Origin of the sequence: Cupriavidus sp. UME77 (assembly GCF_014170355.1) — a bacterium.
Classification (GTDB): domain Bacteria; phylum Pseudomonadota; class Gammaproteobacteria; order Burkholderiales; family Burkholderiaceae; genus Cupriavidus; species Cupriavidus basilensis.
Window position 1 is genome coordinate 306,058 of the sequence record NZ_LZZU01000018.1, and the last position, 18,699, is coordinate 324,756.

At 65.9% G+C, this 18,699-nt stretch carries 20 protein-coding genes; 12 read left to right on the forward strand and 8 right to left on the reverse strand.

Annotated features, from left to right (window positions below; genetic code table 11):
• Nucleotides 1-25 precede the first annotated feature (25 nt).
• From A9975_RS08850 to A9975_RS08865, 4 genes are all read left to right on the forward strand, one after another.
• Nucleotides 26-1,006 (forward strand): tripartite tricarboxylate transporter substrate binding protein, encoded by a 981-nt coding sequence (locus tag A9975_RS08850; RefSeq protein WP_183032256.1) that lies wholly within the window; start codon nucleotides 26-28, stop codon nucleotides 1,004-1,006.
• A gap of 26 nt (nucleotides 1,007-1,032) precedes the next feature.
• Entirely contained in the window at nucleotides 1,033-1,983 is a 951-nt protein-coding gene (locus A9975_RS08855; RefSeq protein WP_183032257.1) for an acetaldehyde dehydrogenase (acetylating), read from the forward strand.
• Between the two features lie 27 nt (nucleotides 1,984-2,010).
• Complete coding sequence (gene dmpG / locus A9975_RS08860) at nucleotides 2,011-3,027, forward strand: 4-hydroxy-2-oxovalerate aldolase (RefSeq protein ID WP_183032258.1); 1,017 nt, start codon at nucleotides 2,011-2,013, stop codon at nucleotides 3,025-3,027.
• 250 nt (nucleotides 3,028-3,277) lie between these two features.
• Nucleotides 3,278-3,574, forward strand: a complete 297-nt coding sequence (locus tag A9975_RS08865) for a hypothetical protein (RefSeq protein WP_183032259.1) — start codon at nucleotides 3,278-3,280, stop codon at nucleotides 3,572-3,574.
• A gap of 272 nt (nucleotides 3,575-3,846) precedes the next feature.
• Here A9975_RS08865 and A9975_RS08870 read toward each other — a convergent pair whose 3' ends face one another.
• Nucleotides 3,847-4,494 (reverse strand): AraC family transcriptional regulator, encoded by a 648-nt coding sequence (locus A9975_RS08870; protein WP_183032260.1) that lies wholly within the window; start codon nucleotides 4,492-4,494, stop codon nucleotides 3,847-3,849.
• A 151-nt stretch (nucleotides 4,495-4,645) separates the two neighbouring features.
• On the reverse strand, nucleotides 4,646-5,401 hold the full coding sequence (locus A9975_RS08875; RefSeq protein ID WP_255503117.1) for a Crp/Fnr family transcriptional regulator: 756 nt from the start codon (nucleotides 5,399-5,401) through the stop codon (nucleotides 4,646-4,648).
• A gap of 159 nt (nucleotides 5,402-5,560) precedes the next feature.
• On the opposite strand from A9975_RS08875, the gene A9975_RS08880 reads away from it, so the two are divergent.
• Entirely contained in the window at nucleotides 5,561-7,198 is a 1,638-nt protein-coding gene (locus tag A9975_RS08880; RefSeq protein ID WP_183032261.1) for an acyl-CoA synthetase, read from the forward strand.
• Nucleotides 7,199-7,448: 250 nt separating this feature from the next.
• Nucleotides 7,449-8,000 carry a cytochrome b gene (locus tag A9975_RS08885; RefSeq protein ID WP_183032262.1) on the forward strand — a complete coding sequence of 184 codons (552 nt, stop codon included), beginning with the start codon at nucleotides 7,449-7,451 and terminating at the stop codon, nucleotides 7,998-8,000.
• Nucleotides 8,001-8,128: 128 nt separating this feature from the next.
• Here A9975_RS08885 and A9975_RS08890 read toward each other — a convergent pair whose 3' ends face one another.
• The 3 genes from A9975_RS08890 to A9975_RS08900 form a co-directional block, all read right to left on the reverse strand.
• Nucleotides 8,129-9,313: a M20 aminoacylase family protein gene (locus A9975_RS08890; RefSeq protein WP_183032263.1), complete on the reverse strand. Its 1,185-nt coding sequence runs from the start codon at nucleotides 9,311-9,313 to the stop codon at nucleotides 8,129-8,131.
• A gap of 52 nt (nucleotides 9,314-9,365) precedes the next feature.
• Entirely contained in the window at nucleotides 9,366-10,676 is a 1,311-nt protein-coding gene (locus A9975_RS08895; RefSeq protein ID WP_183032264.1) for an MFS transporter, read from the reverse strand.
• A gap of 471 nt (nucleotides 10,677-11,147) precedes the next feature.
• Complete coding sequence (locus A9975_RS08900; protein WP_183032265.1) at nucleotides 11,148-12,071, reverse strand: LysR family transcriptional regulator; 924 nt, start codon at nucleotides 12,069-12,071, stop codon at nucleotides 11,148-11,150.
• A gap of 349 nt (nucleotides 12,072-12,420) precedes the next feature.
• Between A9975_RS08900 and hfq the strand changes: the two genes are divergently transcribed.
• A complete protein-coding gene (gene hfq, locus A9975_RS08905) occupies nucleotides 12,421-12,795 on the forward strand; it encodes an RNA chaperone Hfq (RefSeq protein WP_183032266.1) in 375 nt (124 codons plus the stop codon).
• A gap of 228 nt (nucleotides 12,796-13,023) precedes the next feature.
• On the opposite strand, the gene A9975_RS08910 is transcribed toward hfq, so the two are convergent.
• Nucleotides 13,024-13,428: an FKBP-type peptidyl-prolyl cis-trans isomerase gene (locus A9975_RS08910; RefSeq protein WP_006163829.1), complete on the reverse strand. Its 405-nt coding sequence runs from the start codon at nucleotides 13,426-13,428 to the stop codon at nucleotides 13,024-13,026.
• 265 nt (nucleotides 13,429-13,693) lie between these two features.
• Here A9975_RS08910 and A9975_RS08915 point away from each other — a divergent pair, with 265 nt between their 5' ends.
• Complete coding sequence (locus tag A9975_RS08915; RefSeq protein ID WP_183032267.1) at nucleotides 13,694-14,926, forward strand: alpha/beta fold hydrolase; 1,233 nt, start codon at nucleotides 13,694-13,696, stop codon at nucleotides 14,924-14,926.
• A 64-nt stretch (nucleotides 14,927-14,990) separates the two neighbouring features.
• Here A9975_RS08915 and A9975_RS08920 read toward each other — a convergent pair whose 3' ends face one another.
• On the reverse strand, nucleotides 14,991-15,392 hold the full coding sequence (locus A9975_RS08920) for an OsmC family protein (RefSeq protein WP_183032268.1): 402 nt from the start codon (nucleotides 15,390-15,392) through the stop codon (nucleotides 14,991-14,993).
• A 218-nt stretch (nucleotides 15,393-15,610) separates the two neighbouring features.
• Between A9975_RS08920 and A9975_RS08925 the strand changes: the two genes are divergently transcribed.
• The 3 genes from A9975_RS08925 to A9975_RS08935 all read left to right on the forward strand — a co-directional run bounded on the left by A9975_RS08925 (nucleotide 15,611) and on the right by A9975_RS08935 (nucleotide 16,992).
• A complete protein-coding gene (locus A9975_RS08925) occupies nucleotides 15,611-16,261 on the forward strand; it encodes a VTT domain-containing protein (RefSeq protein WP_183032269.1) in 651 nt (216 codons plus the stop codon).
• 196 nt (nucleotides 16,262-16,457) lie between these two features.
• Nucleotides 16,458-16,712, forward strand: a complete 255-nt coding sequence (locus A9975_RS08930; protein ID WP_043354770.1) for a type II toxin-antitoxin system Phd/YefM family antitoxin — start codon at nucleotides 16,458-16,460, stop codon at nucleotides 16,710-16,712.
• Nucleotides 16,702-16,992 (forward strand): type II toxin-antitoxin system RelE/ParE family toxin, encoded by a 291-nt coding sequence (locus A9975_RS08935; RefSeq protein ID WP_183032270.1) that lies wholly within the window; start codon nucleotides 16,702-16,704, stop codon nucleotides 16,990-16,992. Before A9975_RS08930 ends, A9975_RS08935 begins: the two co-directional genes overlap by 11 nt.
• Nucleotides 16,993-17,014: 22 nt before the next feature.
• Here the strand turns inward: A9975_RS08935 and A9975_RS08940 are convergent, their stop codons facing one another.
• Nucleotides 17,015-17,422: a hypothetical protein gene (locus tag A9975_RS08940; RefSeq protein ID WP_183032271.1), complete on the reverse strand. Its 408-nt coding sequence runs from the start codon at nucleotides 17,420-17,422 to the stop codon at nucleotides 17,015-17,017.
• 399 nt (nucleotides 17,423-17,821) lie between these two features.
• On the opposite strand from A9975_RS08940, the gene phnC reads away from it, so the two are divergent.
• Nucleotides 17,822-18,661, forward strand: coding sequence for a phosphonate ABC transporter ATP-binding protein (gene phnC / locus A9975_RS08945; RefSeq protein WP_183032272.1), 840 nt, complete (start codon nucleotides 17,822-17,824; stop codon nucleotides 18,659-18,661).
• The last annotated feature ends 38 nt before the right edge of the window (nucleotides 18,662-18,699 follow it).

The window sequence follows — 18,699 nt, forward strand, 5'->3', positions numbered from 1 at the left end:
CATTAAAAATACACAAGGAGACAACATGCAACCCACCAGATCCATCCTCGCAGGCGCACTGCTCGTGACCGCCGGCGTGCTTGGCAGCGCCCCCATCCATGCCGACACGTTCCCCAGCCACCCGCTGACCATCGTGGTGCCGTTCCCCGCCGGCGGCGTGACCGACATGATTGCGCGCCAGATGGCGCAGCAGATGCAGACCGGCCTTGGCAAGCCGGTCGTGGTCGAGAACCGTCCCGGCGGTGGCGGCCAGATCGCAGCGCAATCGGTCAAGCGCGCCGACGCGGATGGCTACACCATGTTCGTGGCCGCCACCGAAATGTTCGCGATCAATCCCGGCCTGTACCGCAATTTCTCGTACGACCCGCTCAAGGATTTCAAGCCCGTGACGGCGCTGGCTTCGTCGCCCCTGGTGCTGGTGGTGCCGCAGGGCAGCCCCGTCAATTCCGTCAAGGACCTGGTAGCGCTGTCCAAGAGCAAGCCGAACGGCGTGAACTATGCCTCGCAGGGGATCGGCTCGATCGGTCACCTGCTGGGCGGCTTGTTTGCCGAGAAGGCCGGCGGCCACATGACGCACGTGGCTTACAAGGGCTCCGCCCCGGCCTTGCAGGATGTGATGGCCGGGCAGGTCGACATGATGTTTGACCCGGTGATCACCACCTCGCCGCTGATCAAGGGCGGCAAGGTCAAGCCGCTGGCCATCGCCGCGCCGCGCCGCTCGCCTTCGTTGCCGGACGTGCGCACGCTGTCCGAACTCGGCATCGGCGGGCTGGATGCCGGCGTCTGGTTTGGCATGGTGGTCAAGGCCGGCACGCCCGATGCCATCGTCGCGCGTCTCAACGAGGCGGCGCTCAAGGCGCTCAAGGCACCCGAGGTGACCAAGCGCTTTGCCGACCAGGGTCTGGAGGCGTTGCCCATGACGCCGCAGCAGTTCGGCGCCTTCCTCAATAGTGAAAGCACGCGTTGGGCCCCGCTGGTCAAGGCCAGCGGCGCCAGCGTGGAATGACGCAAGAGTTCCAACAGGAGAGATCCATGACCCGCAAACTGAAAGCCGCCATCATCGGTTCCGGCAATATCGGCACCGACCTGATGATCAAGATACTGCGCCATGGCGCGCATATCGAGATGGGCGCGATGGTCGGCATCGACCCGGCATCGGACGGCCTGGCGCGCGCCGCGCGCCTGGGCGTGGCGACCACCCACGAAGGCGTGGAAGGGTTGACGCGCCTGCCTGTGTTCGGCGATATCGATGTGGTGTTCGATGCCACCAGCGCCGGCGCGCACGTGAAGAACGATGCGTTCCTGCGCGGCCTGCGGCCGTCGCTGCGCATGATCGACCTGACGCCGGCGGCCATTGGCCCTTACTGCATCCCGGTGGTCAACGGCGATGCGCACCTGGACGCGCACAACGTCAACATGGTCACCTGCGGCGGACAGGCCACCATCCCCATGGTGGCGGCCGTATCGCGGGTCGCGCCGGTGCTGTATGCCGAGATCGTGGCCAGCATCTCCAGCAAGAGCGCGGGGCCCGGCACGCGCGCCAACATCGATGAGTTCACCGAGACCACCTCCAAGGCGATCGAAGCGATCGGCGGAGCCAGCAAGGGCAAGGCCATCATCGTGCTCAACCCGGCCGAGCCGCCGCTGATCATGCGCGACACGGTGTATTGCCTGAGCGCGATGGCGGACGAGGCTGCCATCGCCGCGTCGATCGATGCCATGGCCGCCGAGGTGCGGCAATACGTGCCCGGCTATCGCCTCAAGCAAGAGGTGCAGTTCGACCGCATCCCGGCGGATGCGCCGCTGGTGGTGCCTGGGGTAGGGCGTGTTAGCGGGCTCAAGACCTCGGTGTTCCTGGAGGTGGAAGGCGCGGCGCACTACCTCCCGGCCTACGCCGGCAATCTCGACATCATGACCAGCGCCGCGCTCACCATCGCCGAGCGGATGGCGAGCGCCATGCTCGCCCAGCGCGCCGCCGCCTGACTCACCTGCAGATAAGGAGTGCCTGCCATGCAAGGCCAAAAGAAGATCTACATTTCCGATGTGACGCTGCGCGACGGCAGCCACGCCGTGCGCCACCAGTACAGCGTCGAGCAGGCCCGGCAAATCGCCAAGGCGCTGGATGACGCCAAGGTCGATTCGATCGAAGTGGCCCACGGCGATGGGCTGCAGGGATCCAGTTTCAACTACGGCTTTGGCGCCCACACCGACCTGGAATGGATCGAGGCGGTGGCCAGCGTGGTCAAGCACGCAAAGATCGCCACGCTGTTGCTGCCGGGCATTGGCACCGTCCACGACCTCAAGGCAGCCTATGATGCCGGCGCGCGCATCGTCCGCGTGGCCACGCATTGCACCGAGGCGGACGTCTCGCGGCAGCATATCGAGTATGCGCGCCATCTGGGCATGGAAGCCGTTGGCTTCCTGATGATGAGCCACATGACCACGCCGCAGAACCTTGCCGCGCAGGCCAAGCTGATGGAGAGCTACGGCGCCACCTGCTGCTATGTGGTGGACTCCGGCGGCGCGCTGACCATGAACGATGTCCGCGACCGCTTGCGCGCCTTCAAGGCGGTGCTGAAGCCGGAAACGCAGACCGGCATGCACGCGCACCACAACCTGAGCCTGGGCGTCGCCAACAGCATCGTGGCGGTGGAGGAGGGCTGCGACCGCGTGGACGCCAGCCTGGCCGGCATGGGCGCCGGCGCCGGCAACGCCCCGCTGGAGGTCTTTATCGCGGCCGCCGAGCGCATGGGATGGGACCACGGCTGCGACCTGTACAAGCTGATGGACGCAGCCGATGACATCGTGCGTCCGCTGCAGGACCGGCCCGTACGGGTCGACCGCGAAACGCTGGCGCTGGGCTATGCCGGCGTGTACTCCAGCTTCCTGCGCCACAGCGAGGCCGCGGCGAGCAAGTACGGCCTGAAGACCGTCGACGTGCTGGTCGAACTGGGCCGCCGCCGCATGGTGGGCGGGCAGGAAGACATGATCGTCGACGTGGCGCTGGATTTGCTGAAGGCGCGCTAAGGTCATCGGCGCCTCAGGTTTCATGTTGCCTGGCAAGCCGCTTGCGGCTCAGTGCCTCGGCAGGAAACACAACGCCGCCTCCCCGCTTTCGCCGGGGAGGCGGCGCGCCGCGGCGACGCAGAACGTCGCCGCGAGCAAAGAGCGTTAATTCGCCTAAGGTCAGCCGCGTTAGGTCGCGGCGGGCCCTGAAGGCTATTGCGGTGGCTGTTGCAGCCCCATGCGGCTAGCGGTGGCCTTGTTGGCCACTCCCTTGTTGACCACTCTTCTGGCCTTGCTGGTTTTGTTGCCCGGCCTGATCGGTCTTCTGGCCTTGCTGGCCTTGCTTGTCCTGGCCGCGGTCCTGCTGCTGTTGCTGGCCGCCCTTCTGATCCTGGCCACCTTGCTGTCCGCCTTGTTGGCCACCTTGCTGGTGCTGCTTGCTTTGGTCTTGCTGGCCTTGGCCGGGTTGCTGTTGCTGTCCCATCTCTGTCTCCATGGCGCGGCGGTAGTGCCGCGAGAGGGAAAAGCGCAAGGCGCGTGCCACGGCTTGTGCGCTGGCGCCACATGAGAGCGTCCCGCCGCGGCTGATACCCCGGGAATCCCGGTCTGGCAAGGGCTGGCGCAGCCTTCCGCTTTCTTCTTCCGTACGGATGCCGCGTCCGATCTGCGTCCGACACGCACTGCAAGTCGGTGGATCTCCACTTGCCAGGGCCCACTAGCCAGGGTCCTGCCAGCCCCTTTTTACAAATCCCGCAGATTTTTACAAGCCGACCGGCAGCGCTACCGACAGCACAAAGCACACGATCAGCGGCTGCACGGTCACCGCCAGAGGCCGGCCTCTTATGCCGCCAGGTGCATGCGCGGTGCCGGACCCGGCGGGGTTCCGCGGTTGTCGGCAGGTTCGAGCAGGCTCAACGCGGCAAGGCCCAGCGTGTTCGCGCAAGCGCAGGCCAACGCAGCCCCGCTGCCCAGGCCCACTTGCGCGGCCAGCCACTCGGTGCGCACGCCGCTGCCGCCGGCAAGCAGGTACACCGCGCGCGCGACGCGCTGCTCGCGCAGCAGCACGCCTAGCGCCTCGCCCTCGGCGAACAGCCGTGCGCGTACCAGCCGCGGGGTGACTTCCCATCGCTGCGCGACCAGTGCCGCATTCCACGGTAGCCGAGGCAGGCCGAAGATCTCGCCGGCAAGCGTGCGTGACCAGTGTTTCTCCGAATGGCACGGGCAGCCCGGCAGGGTGGCCAGGGTCATGCGCGGGCATGCGTCGTCCGGCACTTCCTGCAGCGTGATGGTGGTGCTTTGGCCCGGCGCTGGCAGCAGGTCGCAATCGAAGTACGCAAACGCCGGCACCACGAACGGGTTGCCAGGCGTCACCTCCCGCCGCGCGTTCGCATCGCGCAGGCGCGCGGTGCCATGCCGCGCGTCGACGCGCACGGCAAAGGGGAAGCGCAGGTGAGAGAGGCGCAGATCGGTGCTGCTGACGAGGGCCATGCGAAGCTCAGGTGACGCAGGCTGGCGCGCATCGGGCGCGGCGCCAGGGAAAAATCGCATTGTACGGCTTCGCGCGGCCAGTGAGTTTCACGATGCCGAAGGAGGGTTTCAGCGCTGGCCTTGGCCGCGACCGCTGCACGATGGCCGCTGCCTACAGCTCCGACAGGCCAAAGTGACGCAAACGCTCGAGGTCGGTCACCCGGATGCTCTGGTACGACAAATCGACCATGCCCTCCGCCGCCAGGCGCCGCAGCGCCTGGTTGACCCGCTGGCGCGAGAGCCCCGTCAGCAGGCCGATCTCCTCCTGCGACAGCTCCAGCACCGCGCTGGTACGGGGGTACAGCGCCGGGTGGAAGAGCTGGGCAACCGCCTGCGCCACGCGGGCATCGACGCTCAGCAGCCGCTCGTTCTGCACGGTGGCGATGAACTGGCCCATGCGCTCGTTCAACTGGCGCACCACGAAGCTGGCAAACGGCAGGCTTTCGCTGAGCAAGGTGTGGAACACTGTGTCGGGCACCAGCGCCAGGCGGGAGTCGCGGATGGCGATCACATCGTATCTCCGCGCTTCGCGCTTGATGACACTGCCTTCTCCGCACCAGCCGCCCGCCGGTACCCCCGAAAAGGTGCAACCGCGCCCATCCGGCGTGTAGACCGCGAGCTTGATCAGGCCGGTCTCCACCCCGATCCAGTAGCGCGATGGCTCGCCACGATGCGCGATGAAGGCGCCAGCGGCAAAATCCTGCACCACCACCTGCCGCGCTGCCAGCGCCTGGTGGCCGGGCGCAAGCGCGGCGAACCATTCATGCCGGGAAAGCAGGGCGGCATGCCCGGTGCAGGGCGGCGGCGTCGTGATATCTGCGGGGGAAGGGGTAGGCGATCTGGGTGTGGCTGCGGGCAGGCTGGGCATGATTTCGGCTTGGCCCGGCACGGGCATTGTCATCCGGACGACAGAGCTGGGTCCTGTGCGATGATAGCCTTGCACAGTGAAAAGTAACAGCGACCGGCGGCGCGCGGCTCATCCTGAGGGCCAATACCCGCACAGCCGGCGCATGCGGAGACTACGGCAATGCCAAGCGATTTCGACACCGGCCTGGGCAAGAACCCGGCCAATCACGTACCCCTCACACCCATCGATTTCCTGGCGCGCGCCGCCAACGTGTATGGCGACCGGCTGGCCATCGTGCACGGCCCGGTGCGCCAGAACTGGCGCGACACCTACGCGCGGGCACGGCGCCTGGCCAGCGGGCTGGCCAGCCTGGGCGTGGGCAAGGGCGATACCGTCGCGGCCTTGCTGCCCAACACGCCTGCCATGGTGGAGGCGCACTTCGGGGTGCCGATGGCGGGCGCGGTGCTCAACGCGCTGAATATCCGGCTCGATGCTTCCAACCTGATCTTCATGCTGCGCCATGGCGAAGCGCGGGTGCTGCTGGCCGATACCGAGTTTGCCGACCTGGCGCGGCAGATCGCCAACGAGATTCCCGGGCTGAAGGTGGTGGCGGTGCTGGACGCGCTCGGCCCGCAGGACGCTCCGGCCTTCGGCGAGACCGACTATGAGCGCCTGCTGGCCTCGGGCGACCCGAAGTTCGCCTGGCAGATGCCCGCTGACGAGTGGGATGCGATCGCGCTCAACTACACCTCGGGCACCACCGGCGACCCCAAGGGCGTCGTCTACCACCATCGCGGCGCGGCCATCAACGCCATCTCCAACATCCTGGAGTGGGACCTGCCCAAGCACCCGGTGTACCTGTGGACGCTGCCGATGTTCCACTGCAACGGCTGGTGCTTCCCGTGGACCATCGCGGCACGCGCTGGCGTCAACGTCTGCCTGCGCAAGTTCGAGCCCAAGCTGGTGTTCGACCTGATGCGCGACGAGGGCGTGACGCACTATTGCGCCGCGCCGATCGTGCATACCGCGCTGGTCAACGCCCCGCCCGCCTGGCGCGAAGGGCTGCGCGGCCCGGTGCGCGGCATGGTCGCGGGTGCGCCGCCGCCCGCCGCGGTGCTGGCACAGATGGAGGCCATGGGCTTCGAGTTGACTCACGTCTATGGCCTGACCGAAACCTACGGCCCCGCCGCGGTATGCGCCGAGCAGGACGACTGGGCCGGCCTGTCGCAAGAGGACCGCGCCACCAAGAAGGCACGGCAGGGCGTGCGCTACCACCTGCAGACGGAGGTGGCGGTGCTGGACCCGGACACCATGCAACCGGTGGCCTCGGACGGCGAGGAAATCGGCGAGATCATGTTCCGCGGCAACATCTGCATGAAGGGCTACCTCAAGAACGAGAAGGCCACGCGCGAGGCGTTTGCCGGCGGCTGGTTCCATACCGGCGACCTGGGCGTGTGCACGCCGGACGGCTACGTCAAGATCAAGGACCGCAGCAAGGACATCATCATCTCCGGTGGCGAGAATATCTCCAGCGTGGAAGTGGAAGACGCGATCTATCGCCATCCCGCCGTGCTGGCCGTGGCGGTGGTGGCCCAGCCGGATGTCAAATGGGGTGAGACGCCCTGCGCGTTCGTGGAGCTGAAGGATGGCGCCAGCGCCACGGCCGAGGAGCTGATCGCCCATTGCCGCACCCTGCTGGCGGGCTTCAAGGTGCCCAAGGCGGTGTACTTCGGGCCGTTGCCCAAGACGTCGACGGGCAAGATCCAGAAGTTCGAGTTGCGCAAGAAGGTCAAGTCGGATGCGGCGATCGACGTGTAAGGGCTTTGTCCGAAGTCGCCAGATACGCCAGAGCCGCCTGCAATGAAGGCGGCGATCTACAGCTACGGGTACAGGCTCGAACGGACCTGACCCGCTGGCGGGTCCGCTTTGTTCTTGCGGCCGTCACGGCGGCGTCGCGAGCGTTTAGAAATCGTTCAGGTTTTTTCACATCCTGCAACGCGGTCGAGATAATTCTCATCTTTGAGTCATGCCGATCAACCGGTCGGCAACAGATAAAGGATGTTGAGTCATGTCTTCCGTTTCGCAGGTACATGCATGGCGCCGATCGCCGAACGTCGACCGATACGATGGGTTTTCCCGTGCGCTGCACTGGGTATTCGCGGCCATCATTCTCTATACGATGGTTGCGGGCATCTCGCTTCATTTCATCACGCACCCAAAGATCTGGGGTTTCGTGTCGACGCTCAACATGTCGCTCGCGACGTGCCTGATCGTCCTGTTTCCGCTGCGGTATTTGTGGTCGTTCTTCCGCAAGACGCCGCCGGAGATTCGTTCGATTCCGGACAAGCAGCGCGCGATTGCGCATCTGGTTCATTCGCTCATTTACGCGCTGATCGCTGTCGTCCTGGTGAGCGGCTACATGATGGTGCCTGAAGGGTACTGGCTGTTCTGGACGGTATTCGTGAAAACGCCGTTCTCCGCCGGCCCGGTTACCGAACACTGGTTCGCGCTGCACAAGGTTGCGTGCTACACGCTGGCTGCTCTGGTGGCGGCGCATGCCGGCGCCGCGCTGAAGCATCATTTCGTGTCGAAGAATGATGTCCTGAAGCGCATGCTTTGATCGTCGTTCAGGTTTTTGAAGGGCGGTTGAGCATGGGCGGGTTTTCTCAACTGCCCGCCGGATGCCGCTTCGATAGCCGTTCAAGGCAAGAAACTACGACGAAGCGCTCGCGCTTGCCAACGAAGGTCTCAGGCGCGCAGATAGCCTTCGGCCAGCGCCACCCAGCACGCAGCGCCAAGCGGAATCAGCTGGTCGTTGAAATCATATCCATCGTTGTGCACCGAGCAGCCCACCCATTCGCCGGTGCCATTGCCAAGCGCAAAATAGCAGCCCGGCATCCTCTCCAGCATCCACGCGAAATCCTCGCTGCCCATCTGCATCGACGGCGGCACCTGGATGACCTTGTCGCTGCCCAGCACGCTGGCCACGGCCTGCCGTGCGATGGCGGTTTCTTCCACGGTATTGCAGATCGCGGGCGCCAGGCGTTCATAGGCGATGTCTGCCGTCACGCCGCACGAGGCGGCCTGGTGCGTCACCACCTCGCGGATGCGGGTCTCCAGCAGGTCTCGCACCTCCGCCACGGTGGCGCGCACGCTCAGCTTCAGCGTTGCGGTCTCCGGGATGATGTTGTAGGTGCTGCCGGCCTGCATCTCGCCCACGCTGATCACGGCGGCGTCGACCGGCGCCACATTGCGCGCCACGATGCCTTGCAGCGCCATCACGGTCGAGGCGAGGGCCAGTGTGGGGTCGGTGGCGCGATGGGGCATGGCGCCATGGCCGCCCTTGCCGCGGAACGTGATCGTGGCCCGGTCCGAGGAGCCGCCCATCGGGCCGCTCTGCACGACCGCCATGCCCACCGGCAGGCCGGGCGCATTGTGAAAGGCGTAGATCGCGTCGCAGGGGAAGCGCTCGAACAGGCCGTCGTTCATCATGGCCAGCGCGCCGGTCATGCCTTCTTCGTCGGGCTGGAAGATCAGGTTGAGGGTGCCGTCGAAGTGGCGCGTGGCGGCCAGGTATTCGGCCGCGGCCAGCAGCGTGGCGGTGTGGCCGTCATGGCCGCAGGCGTGCATGCGTCCTGCTATCTGGCTGGCATAGGGCAGGCCGGTGCGCTCCTGCAGCGGCAGCGCGTCCATGTCGGCGCGGATGCCGATGGTGCGCGCACCGTTGCCCACCTTCAGTTGCGCCACCAGCCCGTGGCCGCCCACGGTGTGCACGCTATAGCCCCACTCGCGCAGCAGCGCGGCTGCCATCTCGGCGGTGCGTGGCACGTCGGCCCCCAGCTCCGGGTGGGCGTGGATGCGGTGGCGCAGTTCGGCGAAGCGCTCGGCGGATTCGGTCAGTGCCGGCGGGATGTTTCCTGGGTGCTTGGTCATGGCTGCAGGGTGTGTGTCGTGAGGTCGGATGGGATGGGTTTTGCGCCGCGAGTCAGTCGCGGCCAGGGTGGCTGGGGAACAGCGCCAGCGCGGTCAGGCTGATGCAGGAGGCCGCGATCAGGTACCCGGCAGGCGCCATGTTGCTGCCCGTGGCGCTGATCAGCCAGGTCACGATCAGCGGGGCGAAGCCGCCGAACACGGTCACGCCAAAGCTGTACATCACCGACATGCCGGTGGCGCGCTGGTGGCGCGGCAGCGCTTCCATCATCAGGGCGGCGCCCGCGCCGCTGCCGACCGAGCTCAGGGTCACGGCGCCGCCGATCAGCGCCATGGTGAGCGGCAGGCTGGGGCCTGCGCACAGCAGCGTGAAGTTCGGGTAGACCAGCGCCAGCGAAGTCAGCCCGCCGGCAAACAGCAGCGGCTTGCGGCGCGGCAGCCGATCGGCCAGCAGGCCGAACAAGGGCGCCATCACCAGCATGGCAGCGCCGGCCGTGCATGCCGCCAGGAAGGCGGTGACGCTCGGCAGATGCAGCGAGGTCACCAGGTAGGTGGGCATGTAGAACACCATGATGTACATGGATGCGGTGCTGCCGGTCATCAGCAATGTGCCCAGCAGTAGCGTGCGGCCATGCTCGCGAAACACCTTGCCCACGCCGCCATGCGTGCTGCCGCCTTCGTGGGTTTCTTGCAGGTGCCGGCGGATATACATGCCAACCGGCGCAATCAGCAGGCCAAGCATGAACGGCAGGCGCCAGCCCCATTCAAGCATGGCGTCGGGGCTGAGCAAGGCCGATACCGCGGCACCGGTCAGCGCGCCCAGCAGCGCGGCACCGCCTTGCGTGGCGGCTTGCCAGCTGACCAGGAAACAACGGTTGCGCTTGCTGGCGGTCTCCAGCAGCAGGGCCGATGCGGCGCCGATTTCCCCGCCAGCCGACAAGCCTTGCAGCAGCCGGCCGACGACCACCAGCACGGTGGCGGCCACGCCGATGCTGGCATGGGTGGGCGTGAAGGCGATCAGCGCGGTGCCTGCCGTCATCAGCACGATGGTGAGCGTGAGCGCTGCCTTGCGGCCGCGCTGGTCGGCCAGGTTGCCGATCAGCACCGCGCCCAGGGGGCGCATCACGAAGCCGACACCAAAGGTGGCGAAAGACAGCAGCAACGATGCCAGCGGGCTGCTGGACGGGAAGAACAACTTGCCGATGGTGGCGGCAAAGAAGCTGTAGACCGTGAAGTCGTACATTTCCAGCCCGTTGCCGATGGCGGCGGCAACGATGGCGCGGCGCGAGTGCGGGCGGGCGGCTGTGGCGCCAGTGGCGGGCGCGGCGCCGGCCGGATGGCCTGGCGCGGTGTGGGCAGCGGTCATGCGGTCCTCCTCGGGTGGGTAGACGGGCAATGGGTGCGGCGTGGCCCCGTTGCTCTCGGTGTGGGGGCATGTTAGGGGCCGCGCGAAGGATAAGCACTTCGCTTTTTTTCATGGGTATGAGCATTGGGAATCAGAGCCCGGCCGCAGGGCGCGGCAAGCTACCCGGTGCTGCTGACGTACCCGACCCGCACACCCCGGGGATTACCGCATGTGCGCTTGCCATTGCCGCTTGCTTCCGATCCCATCGCCTCGCTCGCGTGGCATGCCACACCAGAACCGGCGTGATGCGCCAGCTATCGCGGCGGCGCGCGGAGTGCGGCAATCCTTCTATTGACCTTGGATTTGGTTGCGGCCCGTAACTTATTGATTGTTATCGGTTTTTCCACGGGCGGCGGATGGCCTCAACCTGCGCCTGCGTAGTGTCGGGGCATGGCGTGGCCTGCATGCACGTTGCCGGCGCATGCCGTTCGGTCATGGGGCGGCGGTGCTGCCCGGTGGCGGGTAGTGGGCGGCCAGCGCTTGCAGCACGGCGTCGTGCAAGCGCGCCGCCGCCCACGTCAGCACATGCCGGTCGCGCGTGACCAGCGAGATGATGCGGTCGGGCACGGGTTCGGCGATCTCGATGAAATCCATCCGCTCGGTGATGTACTTGCTGCCAAGCGACTCGCTGGAAAGCAGGATCAGGGTGTCAACCTGCCAGCACAGGTCCAGCGCCAAGCCCATCGATGTGCATTCGATCACCCGGGTCGGCACCGCCAGGCCGTTACCCGCGAACAACTGATGAAAAGGCGAGCTCGCATCGGACAGCGGGTCCAGCGCCAGCCAGTCCGCCTGCTGCAGCACGCGCACCGAGCGTGCCGCGCGCAGCGCATGCCCGCGCCGGGCACCGATCATGGTCGGCAGCCGGCACACCTGGGTACAGTCCAGCCCGCGATCCAGCGGCAGCAACTGCGAGGTCACCGCGAAATCCATGGTGCCCTCGCGCAGGTGCTCCAGCAACTGTGCCGGGCGCATTTCCAGCACCCGCAGCCGGGCGTTCGGGAACTCGCGGCGGAAGGTGCTCAGGCAGGCCGCCATGGGCCGCATCAGCGCCGTGACCGGCGTCACCCCCACGGTGATCTCGCTTTGCACCGTGCCTTTCATGTCTTCCAGGTCTTCGCGCGCGCGGCGCACATTCTCGCTGATCAGCCGCGCATGCGAGACCAGCCGCTGACCAAAGGGCGTGAGCTGCACGCCCTTGCTGGAGCGCACGAACAAGGTGGCGCCGACGCTGCTCTCCAGCTCCTTGATCGCCTTGCTCAGCGCGGGCTGGGTCAGGTGAAGGATGCGCGAGGCCTCCTGGATGCTGCCGGTTTCGGCAACGGCGGCCAGGGCGCGCAGCTGGTTGAGCTTCATGTGGTGGCCTGCTGGATCGTGGGCGGACATGTTAATGGCAAAGCGGGCGGCGCGAAAGGATGGGCGCCTGGTGCTGTGATCCGCGTGGGAGGTGGCCTTGGGGTGGCTTTCACCCAGGCGCCGGAACCATTGGCATGCTCCTTGCGCGGGGAACTGCATCCGGCTTGCGCTAGAATGGCAAGCCTAGCCACTGCAAGCAATCATGATGCGCTGCCATCCCGGCGTGCCTGATTCATCTTGCGTTAGCGCGTGAGCACCGATATTGTGCATCGGTGCACCGCCGACGAAGCTGCGCCGCAGTAGCCATCTTTTTCTCGCAGCGCTTCGTCTGCCTTACTCTCAATATCCCATGCAGCTTGACGACACCAACCCGCAAAACTCCTTCCTGAACACCACGCGCAAAGAGCGCAAGCGTGTGCAGGTGTACCTGGTCAGCGGCATCCGGCTCGTCGGCTCCATCGAGTCCTTCGACGCATTCGTGGTAATGCTGAGCACGCCCGGCGGCATGCAGACCATCTACAAGCGCGCCATCTCGACGATCCAGCTGGATACCGGCACGCGTCCTCCCGGCGGCGGTGGCGGCGCACGTCCGCCCGGCGCAGGCCCACGGACGCCGGGCTCGGGGCCCCGTCCGCCGCGTGTGTCTTCGGAAGGCAACGCCCAGGCACCCCTGGTGGTAACGCGTAAGCGCCGCGCCATGGTGCCAGGCGGTTCAGACGAATAATGGTGGCCGTCCTGGCCGGGCGGGGCGGCTTGCTACGTTCCGCCTGACCCGTTCATTGCCGGAACTGTTGGGTGCCGTCGCGCAGCGCGCCGCCGCCAAGCCGCATGCCGGCTCTTTCCTTTCTGCCTTCCTTCCGTTAAGAACGCGTACTGCATCCATGCAATCGTGCCCCGGCCGGGAGGCCGGGGCCTTGCGAACAGCGGTGAGGCCGCCTCGCGTCAGTTGCTGTCAGTTGCCGATGCCGAGCAGCTCGACTTCAAAGTTCAGCGTGGCGTTCGGCGGGATCGTGCCAGGCACGCCGCGCGCGCCATAGGCGGTCGGGCCTGGGCACACCAGCTTGGCCTTGCCGCCAACCTGCATCTTCTGCACGCCTTCCGTCCAGCAGGGAATAACGCGGTTCAGCGGGAACGAGATTGGCTGGCCGCGCTTGTAGGAGCTGTCGAACTCGGTACCGTCGGTGAGCGTGCCGCGGTAGTGCACCTTGACCACATCGGAGGCCTTCGGCGTGGCGCCAGTGCCCTTGACGATGGTCTGGATGGACATGCCGGACGGCAGGGTTTCCGCGGCCGGGGCGGCAGCGTGGGCGATGGACGCCATGCCCAGGGCGGCAAGTAGCAGTGCAATCTTCTTCATGTGTGTGCTGGCAGAGTGGAGGGGAAAAGTTGGCCGGTCGCGCCGGCCCGAAAAGCAGCATCTTAAACTGATGGATGCCGATTTGGCTGCGATTGCGATGGCCGCCGGCATCGCAGGGATGCCTTCTCTCGGCTCGGGCCGATGGCAAGCCTGCCGGCGCTACTGCGCGTTGTGCGCGGCCAGCCATGCGACGCCAGTAGCACCCGGCGGCAAACTTGGCTAGAGTGGGAACCTCATACAGTTCGCGTCAAGCATGAGGATACCCATGGAAGCCCAGCGCCTGCAGTTCCCGGGAAGTGATGGTCAGCAACTCTCCGCGCGGCTGGATTTGCCAGTTGGCCCGGTGCGCACCTTTGCCTTGTTCGCCCATTGCTTCACTTGCGGCAAGGACGTGCTGGCGGCGACGCGTATCGCGCAGGCGCTGACGGCACACGGCATCGCCGTGCTGCGCTTTGATTTCACCGGCCTTGGCGGCAGCGGCGGCGATTTCGCCAATACGAATTTCTCGTCCAACGTGGCCGACCTGCTGGCGGCGGCGGACTATCTGCGCCAGCATCACCGGGCGCCGGCCTTGCTGATCGGCCACAGCCTGGGCGGCGCGGCGGTGCTCAGCGCCGCGCACGGCATCCCCGAAGCCAAGGCGGTCGTCACCATCGCCGCGCCGAGCGATCCGAGCCACGTGGTTGGCCTGTTCGGCGACCAGGCCGCGCGCATCGAGGCCGATGGAGAGGCCGAGGTCCGGCTCGCCGGCCGTCCGTTCAAGATCAAGCGGCAGTTCATCGAAGACGTGGCCGAGCAGAAGCTGCTCGATAGCGTAGCCAAGCTGCGCAAGGCGCTGCTGGTCATGCATGCGCCGCAGGACGACACCGTCGGCATCGATAACGCCACGCAGATCTTCATTGCCGCCAAGCATCCCAAGAGCTTCGTCTCGCTCGACCGCGCCGATCACCTGCTCACGCGCAAGGCCGATGCCGTCTACGTGGCCAACACCATCGCGGCATGGAGCCAGCGCTATCTCGACATCGATGCCCTGGATGTGCCGGCCGCGGTGGCCGAGGAAGGGCTGGTGCGGGTGGAGGAAAGCCACGTTGGCAAGTACCAGGAGCGCATCACCGCCGGGCCCCATCACTTGCTTGCCGACGAGCCCGTTTCGTTTGGTGGCCTCAACGGCGGCCCTGCGCCGTACGACCTGCTGCTGGCGGGGCTGGGCGCCTGCACCGCCATGACCATGCGCATGTATGCGGACCGCAAGGGCTGGCCGCTGGAACACGTGGCCGTGACGCTGCGCCACGAGAAGATCCACGCGACCGATTGCGCGGCGTGCGCCACCACCGAAGGCAAGATCGACTGGATCGAGCGGGAGATCACCATGCGCGGCCCGCTGGACGAGGCGCAACGCGCGGCGCTGCTGGAGATCGCCGACAAGTGCCCGGTCCACCGGACCCTGCATTCGGAGGTGGTGGTGCGGACCCATCTGGCGGAGACTGTCGCCGGGTAGGCCGCCGGCACGAACCGGAAGAGGCGGCCTTCGGGCTGTCCCTTCCGGTCTTGCCTGGGGCTTCTCAGAGGAAAGTTGTCTCGATCCTAGACGCACCCTTGAGGAACAACGTCACCGGCGTGCGCTCGCAGATCTGCGCGAGCCGCTCGCGCTCGGCCTCTCCCAGCTCCACGCCGCCAAGCCGGACTTCGCGCCGGATGAAGCGTGCCTCATCCTTGCCCTGGAAGACTGCCGTGACTTCCACATCGGCCACGGGCCACTGTTTTTTCTGCATATACATCTTCAGCGTGATGGCGGTGCAGGACACCAGACCGGACAGCACGAAGGCAAAGGGCGGCGGGCCCTGGTCCGTGCCGCCCAGCCCGGCGGACTCGTCACCGAGCAGTGCGTGGCTGCCTGCCTGCAGGTGCACGAGGTAGTTGGCGTCGACCGAGCCGATCCGGGCGGTGGCTTGGGAGTTTGACATGGTATTTCCTGGGGTGATTGGTGCAGATGGTTGTACGGATTGTGCGGATTGTGCGGATTGTGCTCAATATTATGTGGGCGCGCACCGGAGGGAAAGGCTCTTTTCGGCATATTTCCCGCTTGTCATCGGCACGGGGCCAGTGCACCGTACCCACCTGAGGTCCCCGGTGGCCAGGGCGCGCCTACACTGTAGCCATCAATTCAAGATCAGGGGCACGCATGGAAGCATCGCAAATCTTGCCGTTGCTGCTGCATTTCGACCAGAACCTCGGCCCTGCCATCGCGCAATACGGCATCCTGGTCTACGGCATCCTGTTCGCCATCGTGTTCTGCGAGATCGGGCTGTTGCCACTGTTCTTCCTGCCTGGCGATCCGCTGCTGTTCCTCTGTGGTGCGTTCTGCGCGTCGGGTGCGCTCAAGCTATGGATCCTGCTGCCGGTGCTGCTGGTCGCCGCGGTGGCCGGCAGCCTGCTGAACTACGCCATCGGCAAAGCCATCGGGGCCCGCGTGTTCACCGGCGGCTACCGATGGATCAACCGCGACGCACTGCGCAGGACGCATGACTTCTACCAGCGCCACGGCGGCCTGACTTTGCTGCTGTCCCCCTTTGTCGCCGTGGTGCGCACCTTTGCCCCTTTCGTCGCAGGCGTGTCCGCCATGTCCGCGACGCGCTTTGCGCTGGCCGCGAGTGCTGGCGCCACGGTGTGGGTGGTGTCGCTGCTGGCCGGCGGTTATCTCTTTGGCAATGTGCCGCTTGTGCGCGACCACATGAGCGCCATCGTCCTGCTTGGGCTTGCGCTTGGGCTGGGGTCGCTGGTGGTGGCCAGTGCGTGGCGGGCGGTGAAGGGGAGGCAGGGGGCGCGGGGGTGAGTCGTTTGCGGTAGTGACGGCGCGCCAGCATGGACATGGAAGGCCTCGGGTCGCCCGGCTTCTGGTTGCTGATCGATAGGACAAAAAGTACACATATTTTTGTGCTAAATTATGTGCTTTATTACGGGTTCCAATCGGGCTGCAAGCCTGTCCATGCAGTCCGATTGGAACCCGCTACGCCAGGCAACCCAAAGATATGACAGTCACACGCGCCATCTACGCTACCGCGACCGTAAGCATCACGGACCTTCGCCGCAACCCCGGTGCCATCATTGAGGAGGCCGGTAACGAACCCGTGGCGGTCCTCAATCACAATCGCCCGGCCGCATACCTGGTTCCCGCCCAGGCTTTCGAAGCACTTATGGACCGGCTTGAGGACATCGAGCTTGCAGAAATCGTTCGGCAGCGTCGCGGCGGGAAGTCCGTAAAGGTGTCGCTGGATGAGTTATGAGCTCGCCTTTCACGAAGACGCTTTGAAGGAATGGAAGAAACTCGATGCGTCGATCAAGGATCAGTTTCGAAAGCAGCTCGAGACACGTCTGGTCGAACCCCGGGTGCCGTCTGCCAAGCTCAGTGGCAAGGACATGAAGGACGTATACAAGATCAAGCTGCGCGATGCCGGGTACCGGCTGGTGTACGAGGTCAACGATCGTACCGTCACTGTGCTAGTGCTCGCTGTTGGACGACGGGACAAGAGTGAGCCTTATCGCCGGGCCGGTGTAAGGCGATAGCGGTCACCTTGTTTTGCCCGACCTATGGTTCGCCTTTCCCATCTCGCGTAGCTACGGCATCGTCCGGCCGGCTCGTGCTCCACAAGATGCACACCAGCAACAACACCTGCACCACCAGCCGGATACCCAGCAGGCTCGGCGCAATCTTTGGGAACAGCTCGGGGTGCTGCCACATGTAGACATTGGCCGGCGTGACCGCAAGCGTCAGCACTGCCAGGCCGTATCCCGCCGCTCGCCGGGTGGGTAGCCACAGCACCCCCAGCGCGCCCAGCAGCTCGAACACGCCGCTCACCAGCACGGCGGCGGCAGGGTAGGGGATCGATGGCGGGACGATGCTGACGAACAACGGCGTCAGCATAAAGTGCCCGAGCCCGCCGAGGGCGAACCATACGAACACAAACAGCAGCCCGGCGCGTTTTGCTTTGCTCATGAACGTCCTTGTCGGTGCGCGTACGCAATCCTGTGGGTGTCATCGGGGGCAACCTCTGGTCCGGCCGCGCACCCTGTGCTCCCCCACGTGGAAGGTGCCCAAAAAGGATACCTTGCGCTTTGCGCCGTTTGAATGTTCCACCTGTTTCAATCGAGAGATGGGGTCACCAGGGCCGAGAGTGGCCACGGTCCTGCATGGCCATGTGCATGCCTCGCGCCCAGTAGCCCAGTAGCCCAGTAGCCCATGCGGGCGGCGGGCCGGCAGCGAGGTCGGCCCAAGGCCACTTGGCGCAGGCGGCTGGCCAGGCAGGCCTCCCAATTCGAGATTGCTCTCCAACCTTCATCGTTTTGTCATCCTCACCACCCAGAATGCGCTCACTGTTGATGCAAGGAGTGTGGGATGACGCATGCGATTGAAGTGCGCGGCCTGTCCAAGTCGTTCCAGGCGGGACGCAAGGCGCTGGATAACGTGAGCCTTGCCGTTGCCCCTGGTGAAATGGTGGCGCTGCTGGGTGCCTCTGGCTCGGGCAAGTCCACGTTGCTGCGCCATGTGGCAGGGTTTATCGCTGCCGATGCGGGCGGCACTGGCGAGGTGCGGGTCAATGGCCGGACCATCCAGCAAGGCGGCCGGCTGGCGCGCGATGTGCGCGCGGCAAGGGCAGAAATCGGTTTTGTATTCCAGCAGTTCAACCTGGTGGGCCGCCTGCCGGTGATCACGAACGTGCTGACCGGCATGCTGCCGCGCGTGCCGCTGTGGCGCAGCCTGATCCGCTTCTTCCGTGTCGCTGAGATCGACGCAGGGCTCGAAGCGCTTGCCCAGGTTGGTATAGACGACTATGCCTTTCGGCGGGCATCCACCTTGTCGGGCGGCCAGCAGCAGCGCGCGGCCATTGCCCGTACGCTGGTGCAGAACGCGCGGGTGATCCTGGCCGACGAGCCGATCGCTTCGCTGGATCCCGAATCGGCGCGGCGCGTGATGGAGTTGCTGGCGCAGATCAACCGAGCGCGCCGCGTGGCGGTGGTGGTGTCGCTGCACCAGGTCGATGTGGCGATGCGCTATTGCCCGCGCGTGGTCGCGCTGCGCCACGGCAAGGTGGTCTACGACGGCCCCTCCGCCGCGCTGACCCCGGCCATGCTGCGCGAGCTGTATGGCACGGAAGCCGCCGAACTGCTGCCCGACGGCGCGGGGCTGGACGTTGCCGCGCCCGCCATCCTGCACGGCGGCCTGGCGGCGGCCTGATTGCCCCCGGATTTCTTCGTCATGTTTCCCGCAAGCAC

Bases quoted from the DNA above. Each gene is read 5' to 3' on its own strand.
- A9975_RS08890 (WP_183032263.1), bottom strand. From the start codon at position 9,313: ATGACCAAGCACCCAGGAAACATCCCGCCGGCACTGACCGAATCCGCC.
- A9975_RS08875 (WP_255503117.1), bottom strand. From the start codon at position 5,401: ATGCCCAGCCTGCCCGCAGCCACACCCAGATCGCCTACCCCTTCCCCC.
- A9975_RS08910 (WP_006163829.1), bottom strand. From the start codon at position 13,428: ATGAAGAAGATTGCACTGCTACTTGCCGCCCTGGGCATGGCGTCCATC.
- A9975_RS08915 (WP_183032267.1), top strand. From the start codon at position 13,694: ATGGAAGCCCAGCGCCTGCAGTTCCCGGGAAGTGATGGTCAGCAACTC.
- A9975_RS08925 (WP_183032269.1), top strand. From the start codon at position 15,611: ATGGAAGCATCGCAAATCTTGCCGTTGCTGCTGCATTTCGACCAGAAC.
- A9975_RS08880 (WP_183032261.1), top strand. From the start codon at position 5,561: ATGCCAAGCGATTTCGACACCGGCCTGGGCAAGAACCCGGCCAATCAC.
- A9975_RS08935 (WP_183032270.1), top strand. From the start codon at position 16,702: ATGAGTTATGAGCTCGCCTTTCACGAAGACGCTTTGAAGGAATGGAAG.
- A9975_RS08920 (WP_183032268.1), bottom strand. From the start codon at position 15,392: ATGTCAAACTCCCAAGCCACCGCCCGGATCGGCTCGGTCGACGCCAAC.
- dmpG (WP_183032258.1), top strand. From the start codon at position 2,011: ATGCAAGGCCAAAAGAAGATCTACATTTCCGATGTGACGCTGCGCGAC.
- A9975_RS08885 (WP_183032262.1), top strand. From the start codon at position 7,449: ATGTCTTCCGTTTCGCAGGTACATGCATGGCGCCGATCGCCGAACGTC.
- A9975_RS08900 (WP_183032265.1), bottom strand. From the start codon at position 12,071: ATGAAGCTCAACCAGCTGCGCGCCCTGGCCGCCGTTGCCGAAACCGGC.
- A9975_RS08940 (WP_183032271.1), bottom strand. From the start codon at position 17,422: ATGAGCAAAGCAAAACGCGCCGGGCTGCTGTTTGTGTTCGTATGGTTC.
- A9975_RS08855 (WP_183032257.1), top strand. From the start codon at position 1,033: ATGACCCGCAAACTGAAAGCCGCCATCATCGGTTCCGGCAATATCGGC.
- A9975_RS08895 (WP_183032264.1), bottom strand. From the start codon at position 10,676: ATGACCGCTGCCCACACCGCGCCAGGCCATCCGGCCGGCGCCGCGCCC.
- A9975_RS08850 (WP_183032256.1), top strand. From the start codon at position 26: ATGCAACCCACCAGATCCATCCTCGCAGGCGCACTGCTCGTGACCGCC.
- A9975_RS08870 (WP_183032260.1), bottom strand. From the start codon at position 4,494: ATGGCCCTCGTCAGCAGCACCGATCTGCGCCTCTCTCACCTGCGCTTC.
- phnC (WP_183032272.1), top strand. From the start codon at position 17,822: ATGACGCATGCGATTGAAGTGCGCGGCCTGTCCAAGTCGTTCCAGGCG.
- hfq (WP_183032266.1), top strand. From the start codon at position 12,421: ATGCAGCTTGACGACACCAACCCGCAAAACTCCTTCCTGAACACCACG.
- A9975_RS08930 (WP_043354770.1), top strand. From the start codon at position 16,458: ATGACAGTCACACGCGCCATCTACGCTACCGCGACCGTAAGCATCACG.